20 protein-coding genes and 1 tRNA gene are annotated in these 22,224 nt (G+C 64.4%); 18 read left to right on the top strand and 3 right to left on the bottom strand.

The window, feature by feature from the left end; translation table 11 throughout:
* Window positions 1-64 precede the first annotated feature (64 nt).
* Genes MRBLST15_RS09035 through MRBLST15_RS09025 form a run of 3 tightly spaced genes read right to left on the bottom strand, consistent with a single transcriptional unit; the run spans window position 65 to window position 3,963 of the window.
* Complete coding sequence (locus MRBLST15_RS09035; RefSeq protein WP_099819051.1) at window positions 65-922, bottom strand: polysaccharide deacetylase family protein; 858 nt, start codon at window positions 920-922, stop codon at window positions 65-67.
* Entirely contained in the window at window positions 915-2,060 is a 1,146-nt protein-coding gene (locus MRBLST15_RS09030) for a glycosyltransferase family 4 protein (protein WP_312705841.1), read from the bottom strand. Before MRBLST15_RS09030 ends, MRBLST15_RS09035 begins: the two co-directional genes overlap by 8 nt.
* A gap of 19 nt (window positions 2,061-2,079) precedes the next feature.
* Window positions 2,080-3,963: a DUF3413 domain-containing protein gene (locus tag MRBLST15_RS09025; RefSeq protein ID WP_367785739.1), complete on the bottom strand. Its 1,884-nt coding sequence runs from the start codon at window positions 3,961-3,963 to the stop codon at window positions 2,080-2,082.
* Window positions 3,964-4,118: 155 nt separating this feature from the next.
* Here MRBLST15_RS09025 and MRBLST15_RS09020 point away from each other — a divergent pair, with 155 nt between their 5' ends.
* The 18 genes from MRBLST15_RS09020 (at window position 4,119) to nuoN (ending at window position 22,196) form a co-directional block, all read left to right on the top strand.
* A complete protein-coding gene (locus MRBLST15_RS09020) occupies window positions 4,119-5,096 on the top strand; it encodes an isopenicillin N synthase family dioxygenase (protein ID WP_049469229.1) in 978 nt (325 codons plus the stop codon).
* A gap of 695 nt (window positions 5,097-5,791) precedes the next feature.
* Entirely contained in the window at window positions 5,792-6,547 is a 756-nt protein-coding gene (gene tpiA / locus MRBLST15_RS09015) for a triose-phosphate isomerase (RefSeq protein WP_367785738.1), read from the top strand.
* Window positions 6,548-6,597: 50 nt separating this feature from the next.
* Window positions 6,598-7,035 carry a preprotein translocase subunit SecG gene (gene secG / locus MRBLST15_RS09010; RefSeq protein WP_265952225.1) on the top strand — a complete coding sequence of 146 codons (438 nt, stop codon included), beginning with the start codon at window positions 6,598-6,600 and terminating at the stop codon, window positions 7,033-7,035.
* 51 nt (window positions 7,036-7,086) lie between these two features.
* A tRNA-Leu gene (locus tag MRBLST15_RS09005) sits at window positions 7,087-7,171 on the top strand.
* Between the two features lie 112 nt (window positions 7,172-7,283).
* On the top strand, window positions 7,284-7,640 hold the full coding sequence (locus tag MRBLST15_RS09000; RefSeq protein ID WP_005414075.1) for an NADH-quinone oxidoreductase subunit A: 357 nt from the start codon (window positions 7,284-7,286) through the stop codon (window positions 7,638-7,640).
* On the top strand, window positions 7,631-8,185 hold the full coding sequence (locus tag MRBLST15_RS08995; RefSeq protein ID WP_089236302.1) for a NuoB/complex I 20 kDa subunit family protein: 555 nt from the start codon (window positions 7,631-7,633) through the stop codon (window positions 8,183-8,185). The genes MRBLST15_RS09000 and MRBLST15_RS08995 overlap by 10 nt, the downstream gene beginning before the upstream one ends.
* A gap of 33 nt (window positions 8,186-8,218) precedes the next feature.
* Window positions 8,219-8,965, top strand: a complete 747-nt coding sequence (locus MRBLST15_RS08990; protein WP_089236301.1) for an NADH-quinone oxidoreductase subunit C — start codon at window positions 8,219-8,221, stop codon at window positions 8,963-8,965.
* Complete coding sequence (locus MRBLST15_RS08985; RefSeq protein ID WP_025876202.1) at window positions 8,962-10,269, top strand: NADH-quinone oxidoreductase subunit D; 1,308 nt, start codon at window positions 8,962-8,964, stop codon at window positions 10,267-10,269. Before MRBLST15_RS08990 ends, MRBLST15_RS08985 begins: the two co-directional genes overlap by 4 nt.
* A 97-nt stretch (window positions 10,270-10,366) precedes the next feature.
* Window positions 10,367-10,894: an NADH-quinone oxidoreductase subunit NuoE gene (nuoE, locus tag MRBLST15_RS08980; protein WP_025876204.1), complete on the top strand. Its 528-nt coding sequence runs from the start codon at window positions 10,367-10,369 to the stop codon at window positions 10,892-10,894.
* A 4-nt stretch (window positions 10,895-10,898) separates the two neighbouring features.
* Window positions 10,899-12,239, top strand: coding sequence for an NADH-quinone oxidoreductase subunit NuoF (gene nuoF, locus MRBLST15_RS08975; protein ID WP_025876206.1), 1,341 nt, complete (start codon window positions 10,899-10,901; stop codon window positions 12,237-12,239).
* Complete coding sequence (gene nuoG, locus MRBLST15_RS08970) at window positions 12,236-14,470, top strand: NADH-quinone oxidoreductase subunit NuoG (protein ID WP_367785737.1); 2,235 nt, start codon at window positions 12,236-12,238, stop codon at window positions 14,468-14,470. The genes nuoF and nuoG overlap by 4 nt, the downstream gene beginning before the upstream one ends.
* Window positions 14,467-15,561, top strand: coding sequence for an NADH-quinone oxidoreductase subunit NuoH (gene nuoH / locus MRBLST15_RS08965; protein WP_265952222.1), 1,095 nt, complete (start codon window positions 14,467-14,469; stop codon window positions 15,559-15,561). Before nuoG ends, nuoH begins: the two co-directional genes overlap by 4 nt.
* A 3-nt stretch (window positions 15,562-15,564) precedes the next feature.
* Window positions 15,565-16,053 carry an NADH-quinone oxidoreductase subunit NuoI gene (gene nuoI, locus MRBLST15_RS08960; RefSeq protein WP_005417924.1) on the top strand — a complete coding sequence of 163 codons (489 nt, stop codon included), beginning with the start codon at window positions 15,565-15,567 and terminating at the stop codon, window positions 16,051-16,053.
* Window positions 16,054-16,062: 9 nt separating this feature from the next.
* Window positions 16,063-16,719: an NADH-quinone oxidoreductase subunit J gene (locus MRBLST15_RS08955; RefSeq protein ID WP_099819058.1), complete on the top strand. Its 657-nt coding sequence runs from the start codon at window positions 16,063-16,065 to the stop codon at window positions 16,717-16,719.
* A complete protein-coding gene (gene nuoK / locus MRBLST15_RS08950) occupies window positions 16,716-17,021 on the top strand; it encodes an NADH-quinone oxidoreductase subunit NuoK (RefSeq protein WP_006381125.1) in 306 nt (101 codons plus the stop codon). Before MRBLST15_RS08955 ends, nuoK begins: the two co-directional genes overlap by 4 nt.
* A gap of 7 nt (window positions 17,022-17,028) precedes the next feature.
* Window positions 17,029-19,188: an NADH-quinone oxidoreductase subunit L gene (nuoL, locus tag MRBLST15_RS08945; RefSeq protein WP_180166332.1), complete on the top strand. Its 2,160-nt coding sequence runs from the start codon at window positions 17,029-17,031 to the stop codon at window positions 19,186-19,188.
* Window positions 19,189-19,211: 23 nt separating this feature from the next.
* The gene (locus MRBLST15_RS08940; protein WP_265952216.1) at window positions 19,212-20,720 is read left to right on the top strand and encodes an NADH-quinone oxidoreductase subunit M; all 1,509 of its coding nucleotides are present in this window, start codon (window positions 19,212-19,214) and stop codon (window positions 20,718-20,720) included.
* Window positions 20,721-20,735: 15 nt separating this feature from the next.
* Window positions 20,736-22,196 carry an NADH-quinone oxidoreductase subunit NuoN gene (gene nuoN / locus MRBLST15_RS08935; RefSeq protein WP_100553092.1) on the top strand — a complete coding sequence of 487 codons (1,461 nt, stop codon included), beginning with the start codon at window positions 20,736-20,738 and terminating at the stop codon, window positions 22,194-22,196.
* Window positions 22,197-22,224: the final 28 nt, after the last annotated feature.

Here is a 22,224-nt window from a genome sequence, read left to right as displayed (position 1 = left end):
TAGTCCTTCCACTCTGTTGGAGCTTCCTTGCCGAAGCCGTGTCAGCCCAGTGCTGGCAGCGCCATCACGGCCCCGGCACCATCTTCTTCTGCCGCGCCTTGAAGCCATTGAACAGCGGTGCGATCAGCGGGTTGTAGCTCCACGCGATGCGCTTGCGCAGCCAGCTTGCCGGCCGGTTGCGGATGGCGAAGCGGTAGATGCGTTCGGGGTCGCCGCCGACCACGTTGCGTCCGAACGGATGGGTGGTGTGCAGGTAGCGGAACCCCTGCTCACGCGCTACTTCGATGTAGTCCTGGTCGAAATCACCGTACGGCCAGCACAGCGTGTCCGACACTTCGCCCAGCTTCTCCAGCAGCACTTCCCTGGCCTTCGACAGGTCACCACTGATGCCGGCACGGCGCTGGGCGCGATCCAGATCCTGGCGACGCAGCCAGCGCGTGTGGGTGTGGGTATGGCAATGGATCTCGAAGGTGCCCGCCTCGATGGCCGCACGTGCTTCGCTCCAACGCATCATCACTTCGTCGCTGCGGCCCTGTTTGTAGATCAGGTCTTCGCAGGCGCGGTGTTCGGGCGTTTCCGGCAGCGTGGCACCGGTGATGCCGGCATGCGGACGCATCGGGCCCTCGTGCATCCAGCCGGTCACCACGAACACGACTGCGTGCATGCCGTACTTCTGCAGGATCGGATGCGCGTAGACCCAGTTGTCCAGGTAGCCATCATCGAAGGTGATCACGATCGACTTGCGCGGCACCGGCTTGCCAGCCAGGAAGCCGGCGTACTGGTCCAGCGTCAACGACGTCCAGCCGGTGCGCGCCAGCCAGGCGATCTGGCTTTCGAAATTCTCCGGCGACACCGTGATCATGCCGGGCGAGTTGCTGACGTGATGATGCATCAGCACCGGTACGGTTCTGGCATTAGCCATGACCCAGCTCCTTCATCCATTGGTGGTAGTAGTGTTCGGTGGCTTCAGCGTGGCCTTCGGGGCTGAAACGCTTGGCGCTGCGGATCCAGTCCCAGCCGGAACGTCCCATCTGCCGGCGGCGCTCGGGATCGTCCACCAGCAGCCGCAGCGCGCCCGTGAGGGCGGCGCTGTCACCCAGCCGGGTGAGAATGGCATTGCTGCCTTCCACCAGCATTTCGGGCACGCCACCGACCCGGTGCGACACGATCGGCAGGCCCGCTTGTGCCGCTTCCAGGAACACCGTGCCCGATGCTTCCTTGTGTGTGGCCAGGGCGAAGATGTCGAAGCCGGGCATCAACTGGCTGGCGTCGCTGCGGAAGCCCAGCAGATGGACCTGGCGCTGCAGATCGTGTTCGGCGCAGGTGGCCTGCAGGCGCTGCATCACGGCCTGGCCATCGCCGACCACCACCAGATGCAGACGCGGGTTGGCCTTGCACAGCGGCACCATGGCCTGCAGCAGTTCGGCGTGGCCCTTGGGTTCACGCAGCACGGCCACGCAGCCCACCACGATATCCTGCTCGTCGAATCCGAGCTCGGCGCGCACGCGTGCACGCGCCGCCTGCAGCGCCGGCCAGGACGGTTCCTGCGCGGTGTCGGTACCGGTTGGAGAAACCGCCATCGGTGGCACGATGCCGATGTGATCAGCGGGAATTCCGCGGTCCGCCAGCAATTGCTTGACGAAGTTGCTTACCGTGATGACCCGGTGCGGCAGGCCGGTGTAGGTCAGCAGCGAATTCACCGGGCTCATCAGGTGACGCGAGCGCACCACCAGCGGTGTGCCGCCCAGGCGTGCGCCGGCGGCGGCAATCAATGCATCGCGACGGCTGGTGGTGTTGACCACGTCGTAGCGCTCGCTGCGCACCAGTCGTGACACCGACCAGATACCGCGCAGCAGCCTTGCCATGCCGCCCATGCGCAGCGTATGCACGGTGAAGCCATCATCGCGTGCGCGAGTGGCCAGGCGCGCGTCCGGCTGGCACAGCAGGGCGACGTCATGGCCGCGCGCGCGCATCACCTGCATGTGGCGGAAAATGTAGATCTCCTGCCCACCCATGCCTTTGGCGGCTTCGGTATGCAGGATGCGCAGCGGACGGTTCATGGTGGATCGGTCCTTGGATTCAGCGGTTGCGGAAGCGGGTCAGCGCTTCCCATGCCGCGCGGATGCTGGCGGCGTCGGGGGTCTGTTGCGGCAGGGGGCGGTAGCGCGCATCGAGCGCGGTGGCGTTGCCGAATTTGTCGAATACGTAGATCGCCTCGCCGTTGCGCACCGCGCGCTGCGACCAGCTTTCCACCACCAGCGCACGCTTGCCGGTCGGTGCAGCCAGCAGGTCGTGGCCGGTGCTGTAGTCGGTCAATGCGTTCTCGCAGCCCAGGCCGTGGCGCATCAGCGTCGGCACCCAGTCTTCATGCGAACTGACCCGTGCGTCGCGGCTGCCACCCTGGCCGGGCCAATGCAGCACGAAGGGCACCTGCAACTGGTAGTTGGAGAAGTTGCCGTTGTGGCCCCAGTAGTTGAGCTTGAGGTCGTTGAATTCCTCGGCGTGGTCACCGGTCACCAGCACGATCGTGTCCTGCTCCAGGCCCTGCGCGCGCAGGTCGTCCAGCAGCGATCCGATCAGGCTGTCGGCGTAATGCACCGCGGTGTGATAACGGTTCAATTCCGGCGTTGGATCGTGCTCGGGGCCGAACTTGAGAAAATCGATGGCATCGGCCATCGGCGTGGCGAGCGGCGGATAGCCGGCCGGCATGTGGTAGGGCGCGTGGGTGGAATCGAGGAACACGAAACCGAACCACGGGCGCTGCGCAGCCTGGCTGGCGCGGATGTCCTTCTGCAGTCCAGCGACGATGGCGGCATCGCGGCCATCGGAGGTCAGTTCGGACGGCCCCTGGTGCAGCTGGTCGCGGACATCGGCGAACGCGGTGCGATCGAATTCCGGGCTGTACAGCGGCGCGCTGCCATACAGATGCAGGTCATAGCCCTGCTGTCCCAGCACCTTGAACAGCTGCGAGCCGCGCTGCTCGTCGAGCATGCTCGGCCAGTAGCCACCCGGCAGGCCATACAGCAGTCCGAACAGGCCATAGCGGGTGGCGTTGCCGGTGCTGAAATGATGCTCGTACACCCGCGAGGACCCGGCCAGTGCCGATGCGTTGGGCATGAACTGAGGGGTGAGCACGTCATGGCGCAACGATTCCAGTACCACCATCAGCACGTTCGGCCGCTGGTGGCTCTGGCAGCGCAGGGGCTGCAATGGATAGTTGAGCTGGGCATGGCGCGGATCGGGCAGGCCGACCTGGTGTTGGCTGACCACGCCGAAGCGGCGCATCGCGCTCTTGGCGGTGATCGGCTGCGCCCATGGCAGGTAATTCCACTGGCTGATCACTGCACGTTCGCCGAGCGCGTCGTAGTAGGCCGTGGCGACCTGGCCGCCGCCCATCAGCAGGGCGATCACGGCCCAGGCCTGCAGTACCCGTCGCCGCCGCGGAGTCGCGGGCAGCAGCTTCCAGCATGCCCAGGCCAGCAGTCCCTGCGCGGCGAAGATCGCCGACACCATGGCTGCCGCCTGCAGCCAGGTCTTCCAGGACAGGCTCACCTGGTCCTGTAGGGCCCCGCCGAACACCATGTTGGCGACCATCGCGTTGAGGTGGAAGCGATACAGCGCGAACACCTTGGCATCCACCAGCAGCAGGCACAGCCACAGGCCCTGGCAGATCACAGCCGACACGCTCAATGCGCGCGCGCTGCGCGGCCACAGACCGATGACCAGCGGCAGCAGGCCGGCCAGTGCACCGAACGCGAGCAGGTGGCCGGGCAGGGCGATCGCCAGATAGGCGAGGCCGAGTGTCCCGCCGGGGTTGTCGCGCAGCGGCACGTTGCCCAGCGCGATCAGCGCGGCAAACACCGCGTTGGCCGCGATGAACAGGGACCACCAGGCCAGCCGGCGCCAGCGTCGGGCAGGGCCGGGAAGAGCGGCGGCGGTGGCGTCGGTCAGAGCGGCGTCCATGGAGAAGGCGGGTTGGGATCGGGTAACGGGTGGCGTTTCCCAGCGTGACGAAGTCGTTAAACCGCGCGCGGGTGGCGCATTGTATCGGTTTGTTTCAGCATGTCGGTGGCGTGTCCCGATCTATCTGTCACAATGTTCAGATCGGTCGCCATGACATGGCGGGCCCGTACCGACTCAACGACAAGCCAGGAACCGCTGTGAGCCAGATCCCCACCCTCGACATCACCCGTTTCGACAGTGACCGCGACGCCTTCGTGGCCGAGCTGGGGGCGGCATATCGCCAATGGGGGTTCGCCGGCATCCGCAACCACGGCATCCCGCAGGCCGACATCGATGCGGCCTACGACGTCTTCAAGGCCTTCTTCGCACTGCCGGACGAGACCAAGCGCAAGTACCACGTGGCGGGCAGCGGCGGCGCCCGTGGCTACACCCCGTTCGGTGTGGAGACCGCCAAGGGCTCCAAGCACTTCGACCTGAAGGAGTTCTGGCACATCGGTCGCGAGATCGCCGACGACTCCAAGTACCGTGACGTGATGGCGCCGAACCTGTGGCCGTCCGAGGTCGAGGGCTTCCGTGAGCGTGGTTACGGCCTGTACCAGGCGCTGGACAACCTGGGCTCACGCGTGCTGTCGGCCCTGGCCCTGCACATCGGCCTGCCGGAACACTTCTTCGCCGACAAGACCAATTTCGGCAATTCGATCCTGCGCCCGATCCACTACCCGCCGATCACCACCGATGACATCCCGAACGTGCGTGCCGGTGCGCACGGCGACATCAATTTCATCACGCTGCTGGTCGGTGCCAGCGCGGCAGGCCTGGAAGTGCAGTCGCATGACGGGGACTGGGTGCCGTTCACCTCGGATGCGGACACCATCGTGGTCAACATCGGCGACATGCTGCAGCGCCTGACCAACCACGTGTATCCGTCGACCATCCACCGTGTGGTCAATCCTCCGGGCGAGCTGGCTCGCCAGCCGCGCTATTCGGTGCCGTTCTTCCTGCACCCGAACCCGGATTTCCTGATCGACGTGCTGCCCTCGTGCATCACCGAGGAGAATCCGAGCCGGTACCCGGAGCCGATCACCGCGCACGGCTTCCTCGAAGAGCGCCTGCGCGAGATCAAGCTGAAGTAACGAATGAGAAGGCCGCCGAAAGGCGGCTTTTTCATTACGGGGGCGGAGGGTGTTCGGCAGGGCTGCGCCCTGCACCCGCAGAGGCCGGAGCCAAAGCCAGAGCCAAAGCCAAAGCCAAAGCCAAAGCCAGAGCGGCTCTGGGATGTTCCGTGGGGAGGCGGGGAGGTGTCGGATGGCGGGGACGCCGTAAACCCATCCCTGGGGGCTTGGCCGCGGCATCCATGCCGCGGACACCCCGCCATCCGACACCTCCCCGCCTTCGACACTCCCCGCGGCTGTTGGTAGGTGTCGACCTTGGTCGACACGATCTATCCACGCCATGCGTGGATGAGATCTGTCAGGCCTCGAAGCGGGGCAGGGGGCTCGGTTTCTGCTCTTGATCTTCTTTTTTCTTTCCGTGGCGGGCGGAACCGCCGGAATGTGTCAGGGGCCGGGCGGGTGGGGCTGGCGAGGGTGTCCGCGGCATGGATGCCGCGGCCAAGCCCCCAGGGATGGGTTCACGGCGTCCCTCGCCAGTCCCACCCGCCCGGCCAACCCCCCAGATCCCACCGGGCTTTCCGCGACCAACCCAGCCCAAACCCCGCCACGAGGGGCTGCGCCGTTGGCTGAAAATCCATGTAACCGCTTACAAAGAAACGGTTTTTTGCCGCAGCAGGTATCATGGGCGGCTGAGTTCACACAGGAGCCACCCGCTCATGCGCCGCAAGATCGTCGCTGGAAACTGGAAGCTGCACGGCAGCCGTCAATTCGCCACCGAACTGCTGGGGCAGGTTGCCGCCGGGCTGCCGAAGCGCGGGGTGGAGGTGGTCATCCTGCCGCCGATGCCCTACCTGGGTGAGCTGGTCGAAGACTTCGGCGACACCGGCCTGGCCTTTGGTGCACAGGACGTCAGCAGCAACGAGAAGGGCGCCTACACCGGTGAGGTGTGCGCGGCCATGCTGCACGAGGTCGGTGCCCGCTATGGCCTGGTCGGCCACTCCGAGCGCCGCCAGTACCACAATGAGAGCAGCGAGCTGGTCGCGCGCAAGTTCGCTGCCGCCCTGCATGCCGGCCTGGTGCCGGTGCTGTGCGTCGGTGAAACCCTTGAGCAGCGCGAGGCCGGGCAGACCGAGTCGGTCATCGCCAGCCAGCTGGCCCCGGTGCTGGAGCTTGTCGGGGCGAAGGGCTTCGCCAATGCCGTGGTCGCCTACGAGCCGGTCTGGGCGATCGGCACCGGCCGTACTGCCACCAAGGAGCAGGCGCAGCAGGTGCACGCGTTCATTCGTGGCGAAGTCGCGCGCATCGATGCTAGAATTGCTGATTCACTGCCCATTGTTTACGGCGGTAGCGTGAAGCCCGACAATGCCGGGGAACTGTTCGCGCAGCCGGATGTCGATGGTGGGCTGGTTGGTGGTGCCTCCCTGGTGGCCGCCGACTTCCTGGCCATCGCAGAGGCGGCGGCAAACAATTAGTTACGGTTGCCGGCTAGCCGCCGGCACTCTAGTCCGAGGGCGGATTTCCAATGCTGATGTTGATCCTCAATGTCGTCTACGTGCTGGTTGCCGTGGCCATGGTCGCGCTGATCCTGATGCAGCGTGGCTCGGGTGCGGCGGCAGGTTCGGGCTTTGGCGCCGGCGCCTCGGGGACCGTGTTCGGTGCGCGTGGCGCGTCCAACTTCCTGTCCAAGTCGACCAAGTGGCTGGCCGTGGTGTTCTTCGGCATCAGCCTCTTCATGGCCTGGTACGCCGGCCATGGCAACCGCCCGGCCGCCGATCAGGATCTGGGTCTGATGTCCACCCCTGCAGCCAGTGCTCCGGCCGCTCCGGCGGGCGAATTGCCGGCCGTTCCGAAGGCTGATGCGGTCCCGGCCGCCCCGGTTCCGGCCGCAACTGTGCCGGCTCAGGCGGAATCTTCGGTTTCTGGTGAAGAAAAGCCTTCGGAAGGCTCCCAGAAAGACTGAAGCCGGTTACAATACGCGGCGCATCGGGAAGATAGTCTGATGTGATCGTTTGCCCAGGTGGCGGAATTGGTAGACGCACTACCTTGAGGTGGTAGCGACTTAGGTCGTAGGGGTTCGAGTCCCCTCTTGGGCACCATTTAGTAAGTAAAGCGGGTTCGTCTGGCGCGCAAGGCGCCAGGCAGATTCCCGTCCACTCCCCCATGCCAAAGCGCCTGCAGGCGCAGCGGCAGAGGCAAGAGAGAATCGCTGTGCTGGCCGAATATTTGCCGTCTCTGCTGTTTCTGATCGTTGCCACCGGTATCGGCATTACGCTGATGCTGGTTGGTCGATTCCTCGGTCCCCGCCGCCCCGATCTGGAAAAGCTGTCGCCGTACGAGTGCGGCTTCGAAGCGTTCGAAGACGCACGCATGAAGTTCGACGTGCGCTACTACCTGATCGCGATCCAGTTCATCGTCTTCGACCTGGAAATCATCTTCATCGTGCCGTGGACGCAGGTCTTCATGGAGCTGGGCGCGCGTTCGCTCGTCACCATGGGTCTGTTCGTCGGCATGCTGTTCCTCGGTTTCATTTATGTCTGGAAGAAGGGAGCGCTGGAATGGGAGTGATTCAGACTCTCGATGGCCTGATGACCAATCCTGTCCCGGAAGGACGGGTTGATGACATCCTGCGGCCGGAAGGCGACAACCCGCTGCTGGAAAAGGGCTTTGTCACCACCAGCGTCGATGCCCTGCTGAACTGGGCACGTACCGGCTCGATGTGGCCCATGACCTTCGGTCTGGCCTGCTGTGCGGTCGAAATGATGCACGCAGGTGCGGCGCGCCTGGACCTTGACCGCTACGGTGTGGTGTTCCGCCCGTCGCCGCGTCAGTCCGACGTGATGATCGTCGCCGGCACCCTGGTCAACAAGATGGCCCCGGCGCTGCGCAAGGTCTATGACCAGATGCCCGACCCCAAGTGGGTGATCTCCATGGGCAGCTGCGCCAACGGCGGTGGTTACTACCACTACTCCTATTCTGTGGTGCGCGGCTGTGATCGCGTGGTGCCGGTGGACATCTATGTCCCGGGCTGCCCGCCGACCGCCGAGGCGCTGGTGTACGGGATCCTGCAGCTGCAGAAGAAGATCTGGCGTACACAGACCATCGCCCGCTGACCCCTTCACCTGACAAGAGCGCGCCAAGCCCCCATGGCAGAGCAAGCATCCTTCATCGACCGACTCTCCGCACGTTTCGCAGGTGCGAAGGTCATCGTGGTCGAACCCCGCGGCGAAGTGACGCTGGAAGTGCCTGCCGCTGAGTGGCACGCCACCGCCCTCGCGCTGCGTGACGAGTTTGGTTTCGAGCAGGCCGTGGACCTCTGCGGCGTCGATTACCTCGGTTATGGCTCCGATGAGTGGGACACCGCCGACGTGTCCTCGCAGGGCTTCAGCCGCGGTGTCGAAGGCAAGGCCCAGGGCCGCTTCGCCTGGGGTGAATTCCCCAGCGAAGAGAGCGCCGACGGTGCCCGTCCGCAGCACATGCCGACCCAGCGCTTTGCCGTGGTCGCACAGCTGCGTTCGTACCAGCACAACCTGATGATGCACCTGCGCTGCTTCGCTCCTGACGAAGCGCTGCCGGTGGTGTCCTCACTGACCGGGATCTGGCCGGGCCTGAACTGGTTCGAACGCGAAGCGTTCGATCTGTATGGCGTGATCTTCGAAGGTCACCCGGACCTGCGCCGGATCCTGACCGACTACGGTTTCGTCGGCCATCCGTTCCGCAAGGACTTCCCGCTGATCGGCAACGTCGAAGTCCGCTACGACGAAGAAAAGAAGCGCGTCATCTACGAACCGGTCACCTCGGTGGAGCCGCGTGTCGGCGTGCCGCGCGTGATCCGCGACGACGCCCGCCTGCAGACCGCTGCCGGCGAGCGCTCGCAGGAGGCAGTGAAGTGAGTCACGTACACCAGGCCGGCGAAGCATTCGCCAGCAATGCTGCCGAGAGCCGGCAGGAAATCCGCAACTACACCATGAACTTCGGCCCGCAGCATCCGGCCGCGCACGGTGTGCTGCGCCTGATCCTGGAGATGGACGGCGAGACCATCATGCGTGCCGACCCGCACGTGGGTCTGCTGCACCGGGGCACCGAGAAGCTGGCTGAGTCCAAGCCGTTCAACCAGTCGATCGGCTACATGGATCGCCTGGATTACGTGTCGATGATGTGCAACGAGCACGCCTACGTGCGCTCGATCGAGACCCTGATGGGCATCGAGGCGCCGGAGCGCGCGCAGTACATCCGCACGATGTTCGACGAGATCACCCGCATCCTGAACCACCTGATGTGGCTGGGCTCCAACGCGCTCGACCTGGGTGCGATGGCGGTGATGCTGTACGCCTTCCGCGAGCGCGAAGAGCTGATGGACTGCTACGAAGCGGTCTCCGGCGCGCGCATGCACGCGGCGTACTACCGTCCGGGCGGCGTTTACCGCGACCTGCCGGACCATATGCCGAAGTACAAGGAATCGCGCTGGCACAAGGGCAAGGCCCTGAAGAACCTCAACGCCTCGCGCGAAGGTTCGCTGCTGGACTTCCTGGAAAACTTCACCAATGAATTCCCCGGCCGTGTCGACGAATACGAGACCCTGCTGACCGACAACCGTATCTGGAAGCAGCGTACCGTTGGCATCGGCGTGGTCACCCCGGAACTGGCCCACCAGTGGGGCATGACCGGCGTGATGCTGCGTGGCTCGGGCGTTGCCTGGGACCTGCGCAAGAAGCGTCCGTACGCGAAGTACGATGCCGTCGATTTCGACATCCCGCTGGGCAAGGAAGGCGATTGCTACGATCGCTACCTGTGCCGCGTGGCCGAAATGCGCGAGTCCAACCGCATCATCAAGCAGTGCGTGGCATGGCTGAAGGCCAACCCCGGCCCGGTCATGGTCAAGAACTTCAAGGTCGCTCCGCCCAAGCGCGAGGACATGAAGGACGACATGGAAGCGCTGATCCACCACTTCAAGCTGTTCAGTGAAGGCTATTGCGTGCCGGCCGGCGAGACCTACGCCGCGGTTGAAGCGCCCAAGGGCGAATTCGGCTGCTACCTGGTTTCCGACGGCGCCAACAAGCCGTTCCGCGTACACCTCCGTGCGCCGGGCTTCGCCCACCTGTCCTCGATCGATTCGATCGTGCGCGGCCACATGCTGGCCGACGTGGTGGCGATGATCGGTACCTACGATCTGGTGTTCGGCGAGGTTGACCGGTAATGCCGTCCGCCACGCCAACGCCCGCTGCAGGCAGCCGGCGCAAGCCGGCGCCGCAGTTTCTGCAATTTCACGTTATGCATTTCGCTGAGGTCGGCCGATGAAGGCGACAGGTAATTTCGAGGCGGCGCGCGACGTCGACCCGATGGTGGTGTTGAGCGACAAAACCCGCGCTCACATCGATCACTGGCTGTCCAAGTTCCCGCCGGACCGCAAGCGCTCTGCCGTGCTGCAGGGTCTGCATGCTGCCCAGGAGCAGAACCAGGGCTGGCTGACCGACGAGCTGATCGCCGGCGTGGCCAAGTACCTGGACCTGCCGCCGGTGTGGGCCTACGAGGTTGCCAGCTTCTACTCGATGTTCGAGACCGAGAAGGTGGGTCGCAACAACGTGGCCATCTGCACGAACATCAGCTGCTGGCTCAATGGCGCCGAAGACATCGTGCGCCATTGCGAGAAGAAGCTGGGCATCAAGAACGGTCAGTCGACCGCTGACGGCCGCGTCTACCTCAAGCGTGAGGAAGAGTGCCTGGCCGGCTGCGCGGGTGCACCGATGATGGTCATCAATGGTCACTACCATGAGCGTCTGACCCTGGAAAAGGTCGACGAGCTTCTGGACGGGCTGGAGTAAGGGCATGGCACATCACCACGAATCCAAGGGTCCGGTCGGCCCCGCGCCGCTGCCGCACCAGGTGGTCTACACCACCCTGCATTACGACACCCCGTGGTCGTACGAAAGCTATCTGAAGACCGGTGGCTACGCCGCCCTGCGCAAGATCCTCGAAGAGAAGATCCCGCCGGAGCAGGTCATCGAGATGGTCAAGGCCTCGGGCCTGCGCGGCCGTGGCGGCGCTGGTTTCCCGACCGGCCTGAAGTGGTCCTTCATGCCCAAGGGCAACGTGCAGAAGTACATCCTCTGCAACTCGGATGAATCCGAGCCGGGCACCTGCAAGGATCGCGACATCCTGCGTTACAACCCGCATTCGGTGGTGGAAGGCATGGCGATCGCCTGCTATGCCACCGGTTCGACCGTGGGCTACAACTACCTGCGCGGTGAGTTCCACCACGAGCCGTTCGAGCACTTCGAGCAGGCCCTGGCCGATGCCTATGCAAACGGCTGGCTGGGCAAGAACGTGCTGGGCTCGGGCGTGGATATCGACATCTACGGCGCCCTCGGTGCCGGCGCCTACATCTGCGGCGAAGAAACCGCACTGATGGAATCGCTGGAAGGCAAGAAGGGCCAGCCGCGCTACAAGCCGCCGTTCCCGGCCAACTTCGGCCTGTATGGCAAGCCGTCGACGATCAACAACACCGAAACCTATGGTTCGGTGCCGGCGATCATCCGCAATGGTCCCGAGTGGTTCAAGGGCCTGAGCCTGACTGCCAATGGCGGTCCGAAGTGCTTCTCGGTGTCCGGCTGCGTGCAGAAGGGTGGCAACTTCGAAGTGCCGCTCGGTACCACCTTTGACGACCTGCTGGAAATGGCTGGCGGCCTCAAGCCGGGCCGCAAGCTCAAGGGCGCGATCCCGGGTGGCGTGTCCATGCCGGTGCTGACCGCGGCCGAGCTGAAGGGCCTGCCGATGGACTACGACACCATCCGTGCGCTGGGCTCCGGCCTGGGTTCCGGTGCGGTCGTGGTGCTGGATGACAGCGTCTGCTGCGTCAAGTTCGCCTGCCGCATCAGCCAGTTCTTCCACAAGGAATCCTGTGGCCAGTGCACCCCGTGCCGTGAAGGTACCGGCTGGATGCACCGCGTGCTGGAGCGCATCGTCGCCGGCAAGGCCACGATGGAAGACCTGCACCAGTTGAAGACCGTGGCCGGTCAGATCGAAGGTCACACCATCTGTGCGTTCGGCGAAGCGGCGGCGTGGCCCATCCAGGGCTTCCTGCGCCAGTTCTGGGACGAATTCGAGTACTACATCGTCAACGGTCATTCGATGGTTGACGGCAAGAAGGTGGAGGCAGCCGCTGCATGAGCGCGCAACCCATAAATCCCAGCGTGCCACCGGATCACGTCACCATCGAAATCGATGGCAAGTCGCTGGTCGTGCCCAAGGGTTCGATGATCATCCAGGCCGCCGACAAGGCGGGCATTTCGATTCCGCGCTTCTGCTACCACGAGAAGCTGCCGATCGCTGCCAACTGCCGCATGTGCCTGGTGGACGTGGAAAAGTCGCCGAAGCCGGCGCCGGCCTGCGCCACGCCGGTGATGGATGGCATGAAGGTCGCCACCCGCAGTGAAAAGGCGCTGAAGTTCCAGCGCTCGGTGATGGAATTCCTGCTGATCAACCACCCGCTGGATTGCCCGATCTGCGATCAGGGCGGCGAGTGCGAACTGCAGGACGTGTCGCTGGGTTACGGCCGTTCGGTCAGCCGCTTCAACGAGCGCAAGCGCGTGGTGGCCGACGAGGACATGGGCCCGCTGGTCGCCACCGAGATGACCCGCTGCATCCAGTGCACCCGCTGCGTCCGCTTCACCGCCGACGTTGCCGGTACCTACGAGCTGGGTGGCATGTACCGCGGTGAGAACCTGCAGATCGGCACCTACGACGGCAAGCCGCTGACCACCGAGCTTTCGGGCAATGTGGTCGACGTGTGCCCGGTCGGCGCGCTGACCAACAAGGTGTTCCAGTTCCGCGCCCGTCCGTGGGAACTGACTGCGCGCGAATCGCTGGGCTACCACGACGCGATGGGCTCGAACCTGTTCCTGCACGTGCGTCGCGGCGAAGTGCTGCGCACCGTGCCGCGCGACAACGAGTCGGTCAACGAGTGCTGGCTGTCCGATCGTGACCGCTATTCGCACCAGGGCCTGTACAGCGAAGACCGTGCGGTCAAGCCGCTGCGCAAGGTCAATGGCGAGTGGAAGGAAGTGAGCTGGGCCGAAGGCCTGGCCGCGGCCGCCGAGATCCTCAAGGGCAACCAGGGTGACAACCTGGGCGTGCTGGTGCACCCGTCGACCTCGAACGAAGAGGGCGCACTGCTGGCCCGCCTGGCCACCGGCCTGGGTTCGAGCAACATCGACCACCGCATCAACAACCGCGACTTCTCCGACGCCGCCACCGCCGAAGTGTTCGGCCTGCCGCTGGCCGAGATCGAAGGCGCCGACCGCATCGTCGTTCTGGGCAGCAACATCCGCCACGAACTGCCGCTGCTGCACGCCCGCCTGCGCAAGGCGCAGACGACCAACGGCGCGAAGATCCACGTCGTCAACCCGGTCGACTTCGACTTCGCGTTCAGCATTGCAGGCAAGCAGATCGTGGCCCCGTCGAAGTTCGCCGATGCACTGGCCAATGCCGAGCTGCGTTCGGCGGTGCAGGGCGGTACCAACACCGTGCTGATCGTCGGTGGCATCGCCGAGAACCATCCGCAGGCTGCCGCGATCCGTGCCGCTGCGCGTGATTTCGCCGCCGCTACCGGTGCCAAGCTGTGCCGTATCCCGCAGGGCGCCAACGCCATCGGCCTGACCCGCGCCGGTGTGCTGCCGGCCGGCAAGGACGTCGCCGCGATGCTGGCCGATCCGCGCAAGGCCTACGTGGTCTATGGCCTGGAACCGGGCCTGGACTTCGCCGATGCTCCGGCCGCGCGCAAGGCGCTGCTTGGCGCACAGGTGGTTGCCTTCAGCCAGTTCGCCTGCGCCTCGACCCGCGATGTTGCCGACGTGATCCTGCCGATCGGTGCGCTGCCGGAAATCGACGCCACCCTGACCAACCTCGACGGTCGCGAGCAGTCGGCCCGTGCCGGCGGCAAGCTGCCGGGCGAGGCCCGCGAGGGCTGGCGAGTGCTGCGTGCGCTTGGCGCTGAGCTGGCCGTCGCCGGTTTCGAGTTCATCGACCTGGCCGGCCTGCGCGCAAGCCTGGCACCGCTGACGGTGCAGGTGTCCGCGTCGGCACAGCCGGTGCTGGTGGGCGAGGGCATGGAAGTGGCCTCGACCGCTGCGATCTACCGCACCGATGCGGTGGTCCGTCGCGCCCCGGCGCTGCAGTCGCATCCGCTCAACAACGCTCCGCGCATCGTGCTCAACGCTGACGATGCCGCCCGCCTGCAGCTGCAGGAAGGGCAGATGGCCAAGGTCGGCACCGATGCCGGCAAGGCCACCCTGCCGGTGGTGGTCGACGCCCGCGTCGCTGCGGGTTCGGTCTGGATTGAATCGGGCCACGGCGCAACCGCGCCGCTGGGTGCCGCTCGTGTTTCGGTGGTGGCTGCATGAACGAATTGCTGATTAACGCGGTCGATCCGCTGCACCAGTGGCTGCTTGGCCTCGGTGACATCGGCGCGCTGATCTGGATCATCCTGAAGATCCTGGTGATCACCGTTCCGGTGATCGTCTCGGTGGCCTTCTACGTGGTCTGGGAACGCAAGCTGATCGGCTGGATGCATGTCCGCCACGGCCCGATGTATGTGGGCATGGGCATCTTCCAGGCCTTCGCCGACGTCTTCAAGCTGCTGTTCAAGGAAGTCCTGCAGCCGAGCAGCGCCAACAAGGCGATCTTCCTGCTGGCGCCGCTGATCACCCTGGCCCCGGCCTTTGCGGCCTGGTCGGTGGTGCCCTTCGATTCGCAGATCGTGCTGTCCAACGCAAACGCCGGCCTGCTGTACCTGCTGGCGATGACCTCGCTGGGCATCTACGGCATCATCCTGGCCGGTTGGGCATCCAACTCGAAGTATGCGTTCCTGGGTGCGATGCGCGCCTCGGCGCAGATGATCAGCTACGAAATCGCCATGGGCTTCGCCCTGGTCGGCGTGATGATCGCTGCGGGCAGCCTGAATCTGAGCAACATCGTGATGGCGCAGGCCGGCAATTCCGGTTTCTTCGACTGGTTCCTGCTGCCGCTGTTCCCGCTGTTCGTCATCTACTGGGTGTCGGGCGTTGCCGAAACCAACCGCGCGCCGTTCGACGTGGTGGAAGGTGAATCGGAAATCGTTGCCGGCCACATGGTCGAATACTCCGGCGGTGCCTTCGCCCTGTTCTTCCTGGCCGAATACGCGAACATGATCCTGATCAGCTTCCTGATCTCGATCTTCTTCCTCGGCGGCTGGCTGAGCCCGATCCAGGGCTGGGTCGACTTCGGCAACGTCTCGCCGCTGGTCGACTGGATCTGGAAGGGCGGCGCACCGTGGCTGTTCGTCAAGGTGTTCTTCTTCGCCAGTGCCTACATCTGGTTCCGTGCCAGCTTCCCGCGCTTCCGCTATGACCAGATCATGCGCCTGGGCTGGAAGGTCTTCATCCCGCTGGCCATTCTGTGGATTGCGGTTACCGCCGTCATGGTGTTCTTCGGCGTGATTCAAAAGGGCGTCTAAGTGATGAACAGGATTACCCATTACTTCAAGAGCCTGCTGCTGCTCGAACTGCTGGCCGGTCTCTGGCTGACGCTGAAGTACAGCTTCAAGCCGAAGTACACGATGATGTACCCGATGGAGAAGTTCCCGCAGTCGCCGCGCTTCCGTGGCCTGCACGCGCTGCGCCGTTATCCCAACGGCGAAGAGCGCTGCATCGCCTGCAAGCTGTGCGAAGCGGTGTGCCCGGCTTTGGCCATCACCATCGATTCGGCCAAGCGCGAGGACGGCACCCGCCGTACCACGCGCTACGACATCGATCTGTTCAAGTGCATCTTCTGCGGCTTCTGTGAGGAAAGCTGCCCGGTGGACTCGATCGTCGAGACCCACATCCTCGAGTACCACTTCGAGAATCGTGGCGAAAACATCGTTACCAAGCCGCAGCTGCTGGCCCTGGGCGACCGTCTCGAATCCGAGATCGCCGAGCGTCGTGCCGCCGATGCCGCTTACCGCTGAGGTCGAGAGATGGATTGGGTAAATATCGCTTTCTGGGTCTTCGCCATCGCGGCGACGGTTTCGGCCGCTGCAGTGATCAGCGTGCGCAACCCCGTGCATGCTGTCCTGTGCCTGGTGCTGACCTTCTTCTCCATCGCCTGCGTGTGGCTGCTGGTCGGCGCCGAGTTCCTCGGTGTTGCGCTGGTGCTGGTCTACGTCGGCGCGGTGATGGTGCTGTTCCTGTTTGTGGTGATGATGCTGGACATCGATCCTACGAAGATGCGTGAAGGCTGGGTGCGCTACCTGCCGGTCGGCCTCATCGTTGCCGTGGCGATGCTGGTGCAGATGCTGACCCTGATCGGCGTGAAGAGCAGGGCGGTCACTCCGTTCCCGGCCGACAACGCCGCTGCGCTCGCCGCCGACAGCTCCAACGTCACCTGGTTGGCCCGCACCCTGTTCACTGAATACCTGCTGCCGTTCGAGTTCGCTGCCGTCATCCTGACCGTGGCCGTGGTCGCCGCGGTGATGCTGACCCTGCGCCGTCGTACCGGTGTAAAGAGCCAGAACCCGGGTGAGCAGACCATGGTCAAGGCGGGCGACCGCCTGCGCATGGTCAAGATGGGCGCCGAAGTGCCGGTCGTGCACAGCAACAGCAAGCCGGTTGCCGGCGAGGAGACCCAGCCGTGATTACCCTTGGCCACATGCTTGCGCTCGGCGCGGTGCTGTTCGCCATCAGCCTGGCCGGTATCTTCCTCAACCGGAAGAACGTCATCGTCCTGCTGATGTCGATCGAACTGATGCTGCTGTCGGTGAACGTCAATTTCGTCGCGTTCTCGCGTCAGTTGGGTGATCCGTCCGGTCAGCTGTTCGTGTTCTTCATCCTGACCGTCGCCGCAGCCGAGGCCGCCATCGGCCTGGCGATCCTGGTGACCCTGTTCCGTACACGCCGAACGATCAATGTCGGCGAAGTCGATTCGTTGAAGGGCTGATCCACAGATGGAAATCACTCTCTCCAAGAGTCTGTTGATCGCAGTGGTGCTTGCACCGCTGTTCGGCAGCATCATCGCCGGCCTGTTCGGTCGCCAGGTCAAGCGCTTCGGCGCGCAGACCATCACCATCCTCGGTGTCGCCGTTGCCTGCGGCCTGTCGATGCACACGCTCTACCAGCTGCTGTGGGGCGGGGCGCAGCCGTTCAACGAGAACCTGTACACGTTCTTCGAAGTCGGCCAGTACTCGGCCCACGTCGGCTTCATGGTCGACAAGCTGACCGCGATGATGATGGTGGTGGTGACCTTCGTGTCGCTGCTGGTCCACATCTACACGATCGGCTACATGCAGGACGATCCGGGTTACCAGCGGTTCTTCAGCTACATCTCGCTGTTCACCTTCTCGATGCTCACCCTGGTGATGAGCAACAACTTCCTGCAGCTGTTCTTCGGCTGGGAAGCAGTGGGCCTGGTGTCGTACCTGCTGATCGGCTTCTGGTTCAAGCGCCCGACCGCGATCTTCGCCAACATGAAGGCGTTCCTGGTCAACCGCGTCGGTGACTTCGGCTTCCTGCTGGGTATCGCTGGTGTGTTGTGGGTGTTCGGTACCCTGGATTACTCGCAGGTGTTCTCGCAGGCCGGCATGCTCGCCGATCCGCGCGCCCAGCTGCAGATCTGGGACGGCACCATGTTCGGCATGCAGCTGCTGAACGAGCCGGTGATCTGGTCGATTGCCACCGTCATCTGCATCGGTCTGTTCATCGGTGCCATGGGCAAGTCGGCCCAGGTTCCGCTGCACGTGTGGCTGCCGGATTCGATGGAAGGCCCGACCCCGATCTCGGCACTGATCCATGCCGCGACGATGGTGACCGCCGGTATCTTCATGGTCACCCGCATGTCGCCGTTGTTCGAGCTGTCGCAGACCGCGCTGAACTTCATCCTGTTCATCGGTGCCACCACCGCGTTCTTCACCGGCCTGATCGGCATCGTGCAGAACGACATCAAGCGCGTCGTCGCGTACTCCACGCTGTCCCAGCTGGGTTACATGACGGTGGCACTGGGCGTGTCGGCGTATTCCGCTGCCGTGTTCCACCTGATGACCCACGCCTTCTTCAAGGCGCTGCTGTTCCTGGGTGCCGGGTCGGTCATCATCGCGATGCACCACGAGCAGGACATGCGCAAGATGGGCGGCCTGCGCAAGTACATGCCGATCACCTTCATCACCATGTGGATCGGTACCCTGGCCCTGGTCGGTACGCCGTTCTTCTCCGGCTTCTACTCGAAGGACACCATCATCGAGGCCGCCGAGATCCACGCGCACATGCAGAACAGCTGGGTGGCCACCTATGGCTACTGGGCCGTGCTGGGTGGCGTGCTGGTGACCAGCTTCTACAGCTTCCGCCTGCTGTTCCTGACCTTCCACGGCAAGGAACGCTTCCGCGATGCACACGATGATCACGGCCATGGCCATGACGACCATCATGCTGCCGACGCGCATCATGCCGACGCACATGACGACCACGGCCATGGCCACGGTCCGCACGAGCCGCATGAAACGCCGTGGGTGGTGACGCTGCCGCTGATCCTGCTGGCCATCCCGTCGATCGCCATTGGCTTCTTCAGCATCGGTCCGATGCTGCATGGCACCGACTGGGCTGGTCACCACGCCCATGCGGCGATCAAGGGCCAGGTCAACACGTTCTTCACCGGCATCGTCGATTTCTACGATCCGGCCAAGAACACCGTGGCCTTCCTGGGCGAGGAGTTCCATGGTCCGGTGGCGTTCGCGCTGCACGGCATGATGCTGCCGCCGTTCTGGCTGACCCTGGCAGGCTTCCTGCTGGCTGCGTTGTTCTACCTGTGGAAGCCGGACCTGTCGGGCAAGGCGCGCAAGACCTTCGCCCCGGTGGTGTCCGTGCTGGAAAACAAGTACGGCTTCGACAAGCTGTGGATCGATGGCCTCGCCGGTGGCAGCGTCAAGCTTGGCAAGGTCTCGCGCTGGATCGACAGCAACATCGTCGACGGCGTGGTCAATCTCTCGGCACGTGTTGTGGACGTCGCAGCCAGCGTGCTGCGCCGTACCCAATCCGGTTTCCTCTATCACTACGCCTTCGCGATGATCATCGGCCTGATTGCCCTCCTGGGCGTGCTGATGCATTACCTGCGTTGATGACCTGTACGGAATAAGAAGACGTGTCGAACTGGCCTCTACTCAGTGTCCTCATCTGGCTGCCGATCCTCGGCGGTGCCCTGATCCTTGCGATCCGTGATGCGCAGACCGCCCGCTGGGCGTCGCTGGGCGTCGCGGTGCTGACCTTCGTGGCGAGTCTCTCGCTGCTGGGCGGCTACAACCCGGGCATCGACGCGCTGCAGTTCGTCGAGACCCACGCCTGGATCCCGACCTACAACATCGGCTACAACCTGGGCGTGGACGGCATCGCCGTAGCGCTGATCCTGCTGACCACGCTGGTCAGCGTGCTCGCCCTGATCGGTGCCTGGAGCGCGATCGACAAGCGCGTGAACCAGTACGTGGCTGCCTTCCTGATCCTGGAAGGTGTCACCGTCGGTATCTTCTCGGCCACGGACGCGATGCTGTTCTACGTGTTCTTCGAGGCGATGCTGATCCCGATGTTCCTGATCATCGGTGTCTGGGGCGGCCCGCGCCGCATCTACGCCGCGCTGAAGTTCTTCCTGTACACCTTCCTCGGCTCGGTGCTGATGCTGGTGGCGCTGATCTACCTGTACATGAAGGGTGGCAGCTTCCAGCTGGCCGACCTCTATGCACTGCAGCTGTCGGGCAAGGAACAGACCTGGATCTTCTTCGCCTTCCTGATCGCATTCGCGGTCAAGGTGCCGATGTTCCCGGTGCACACCTGGCTGCCGGACGCGCACGTGGAAGCGCCGACCGCCGGTTCGGTGATCCTGGCCGCCATCGCGCTGAAGATCGGTGGCTACGGCTTCCTGCGCTTCAACCTGCCGATCGTCCCCGATGCGTCGCAGGAATGGGCATGGCTGGTCATCGCGCTGTCGCTGATCGCGGTGATCTACGTCGGCCTGGTCGCCCTGGTGCAGGACGACATGAAGAAGCTGATCGCCTATTCGTCGATCGCGCACATGGGCTTCGTCACCCTGGGCACCTTCATTGCCCTGTGGCTGGTGCGTGAAGCCGGCAACGTCGATGCGGCCCGCCTGGGCCTGCAGGGCGCCATGGTGCAGATGATCTCGCACGGCTTCGTGTCCGGCGCGATGTTCTCCTGCGTCGGCGTGCTGTACGACCGCATGCACAGCCGCCGCATCGCCGATTACGGCGGCGTGGTCAACGTGATGCCCTGGTTCGCCACCTTCGCCATGCTGTTCTTCATGGCCAATGCAGGCCTGCCGGGTACGAGCGGCTTCGTCGGCGAGTTCATGGTGATCCTCGCGGCGTTCCAGCGGAACCCGTGGATCGCCCTGGGCGCAGCCACCACCCTGATCATCGGCGCGGCCTACACCCTGTGGCTGTACAAGCGCGTCTTCTTCGGTGAGGTGGCCAACGGCCACGTCGCCGAACTGAAGGACATCAACGGCCGCGAATGGCTGGTGCTGGGCGTGTTCGCCATTGGCGTGCTGGCCCTGGGCATCTACCCCAAGCCGCTGACCGACCTGATGGAGCCCTCGATCGCGAAGCTGGCGATGCAGATCGCATCCAGCAAGCTGCTGTAATTCCAGGATTTGATGATGACCACCTCGCCGCTGCTGCCACTGACCGCCGCTGACCTGCCACCGCTCGCTCCCGAGCTGGTGCTGATCGGCAGCGCCTTCGCCCTGATGATCCTCGACCTGTTCGTCAGCGAGCGGAACAAGATCGTCACCCACCTGTTCTCGGTCGCCGCATTGGCCGTGGTGCTGTTCATGCTGGCCACCGGCGTGGGCGGGCAGGGGGAGGTCTTCCATGGCATGTTCGTGCGCGATACCGCCGCGGACGTGATGAAGACCGGGATCGTGCTGCTCAGCGGCCTGACCCTGATCTACGGCTGGGGCTACCTGCGCGAGCGCAAGCTGTTCCAGGGTGAGATTCCGGTGCTGATCCTGTTCGGCACCGCCGGCATGATGATCCTGGTCTCCGCCGGCAGCCTGCTGATGGTGTACCTGGGCCTGGAACTGCTGGCCCTGTGCTCCTACGCACTGGTCGCCAGCAACCGCGAAAGCGGCCTGGCCTCGGAAGCGGCGATGAAGTACATCGTCCTCGGCTCGCTGGCTTCGGGCCTGCTGCTGTACGGCATGTCGCTGATCTACGGCGCCACCGGCAGCCTGCACCTGGATGCCATCCAGGCCGCCATTCCGCACTCGGAAGAGCGCGTGCTGCTGATCACCGGCGCGGTGTTCATGATTGCCGGTGTTGCCTTCAAGCTGGGTGCCGCACCGTTCCATATGTGGCTGCCCGACGTGTACCAGGGCGCTCCGGCACCGATCGCGCTGTTCATCAGCTCGGCGCCGAAGCTGGCTGCCTTCGGCATGGCCTACCGTCTGCTGGAAATGGGCGTGGGCCCGCTGTCGACCGAACTGCAGCTGATGATTGCAGGCCTGGCGGCGCTGTCGCTGGTGATCGGCAACCTGATGGCCATCGCGCAGAGCAACCTCAAGCGCATGCTGGCGTTCTCCACCGTGTCGCACATCGGCTTCCTGCTGATGGGCATCGCCGGCGGCGGTTCGCAGGGCTATGCGGCGGCGCTCTTCTATGCCCTGGCCTACGCGATCATGTCGACCGCGGCCTTCGGCGCGATCATCGCGCTGTCGCGTGCCGGCTTCGAGGCGGAGAACATCGAGGACTTCAAGGGCCTGAACGCCCGCAACCCGTGGATGGCCGGCCTGGTGCTGTGCATCATGGCGTCGCTGGCGGGCATCCCGCCGTTCCTCGGCTTCTGGACCAAGCTGGCCGTGCTGGGCGCAGCCGTCAACGGTGGCCTGCTGTGGCTGGCGATCCTGGGCGTGCTGTGTGCCGTGGTCGGCTGCTTCTACTACCTGCGCGTCATCAAGGTCATGTACTTCGATGAGCCGGTGGGCGAGGCCATGCCGCGCAGCAAGGACCGCGTGCTGGGCGTGGTGCTGGGCGTGAACGCACTGGCATTGCTGGCGCTGGGCCTGGCCTGGAACCCGATCATGGTCTGGTGCCAGCAGGCATTTGCGCATCTTGCATAAAAGTTGACACAAAGCTGCGCGATTCGTG

The sequence above is a fragment of the Stenotrophomonas sp. LST15-1-1.1 genome, from assembly GCF_040815575.1.
GTDB lineage: Bacteria > Pseudomonadota > Gammaproteobacteria > Xanthomonadales > Xanthomonadaceae > Stenotrophomonas > Stenotrophomonas lactitubi_B.
This window is presented reverse-complemented; position numbering and strand designations above follow the sequence as displayed.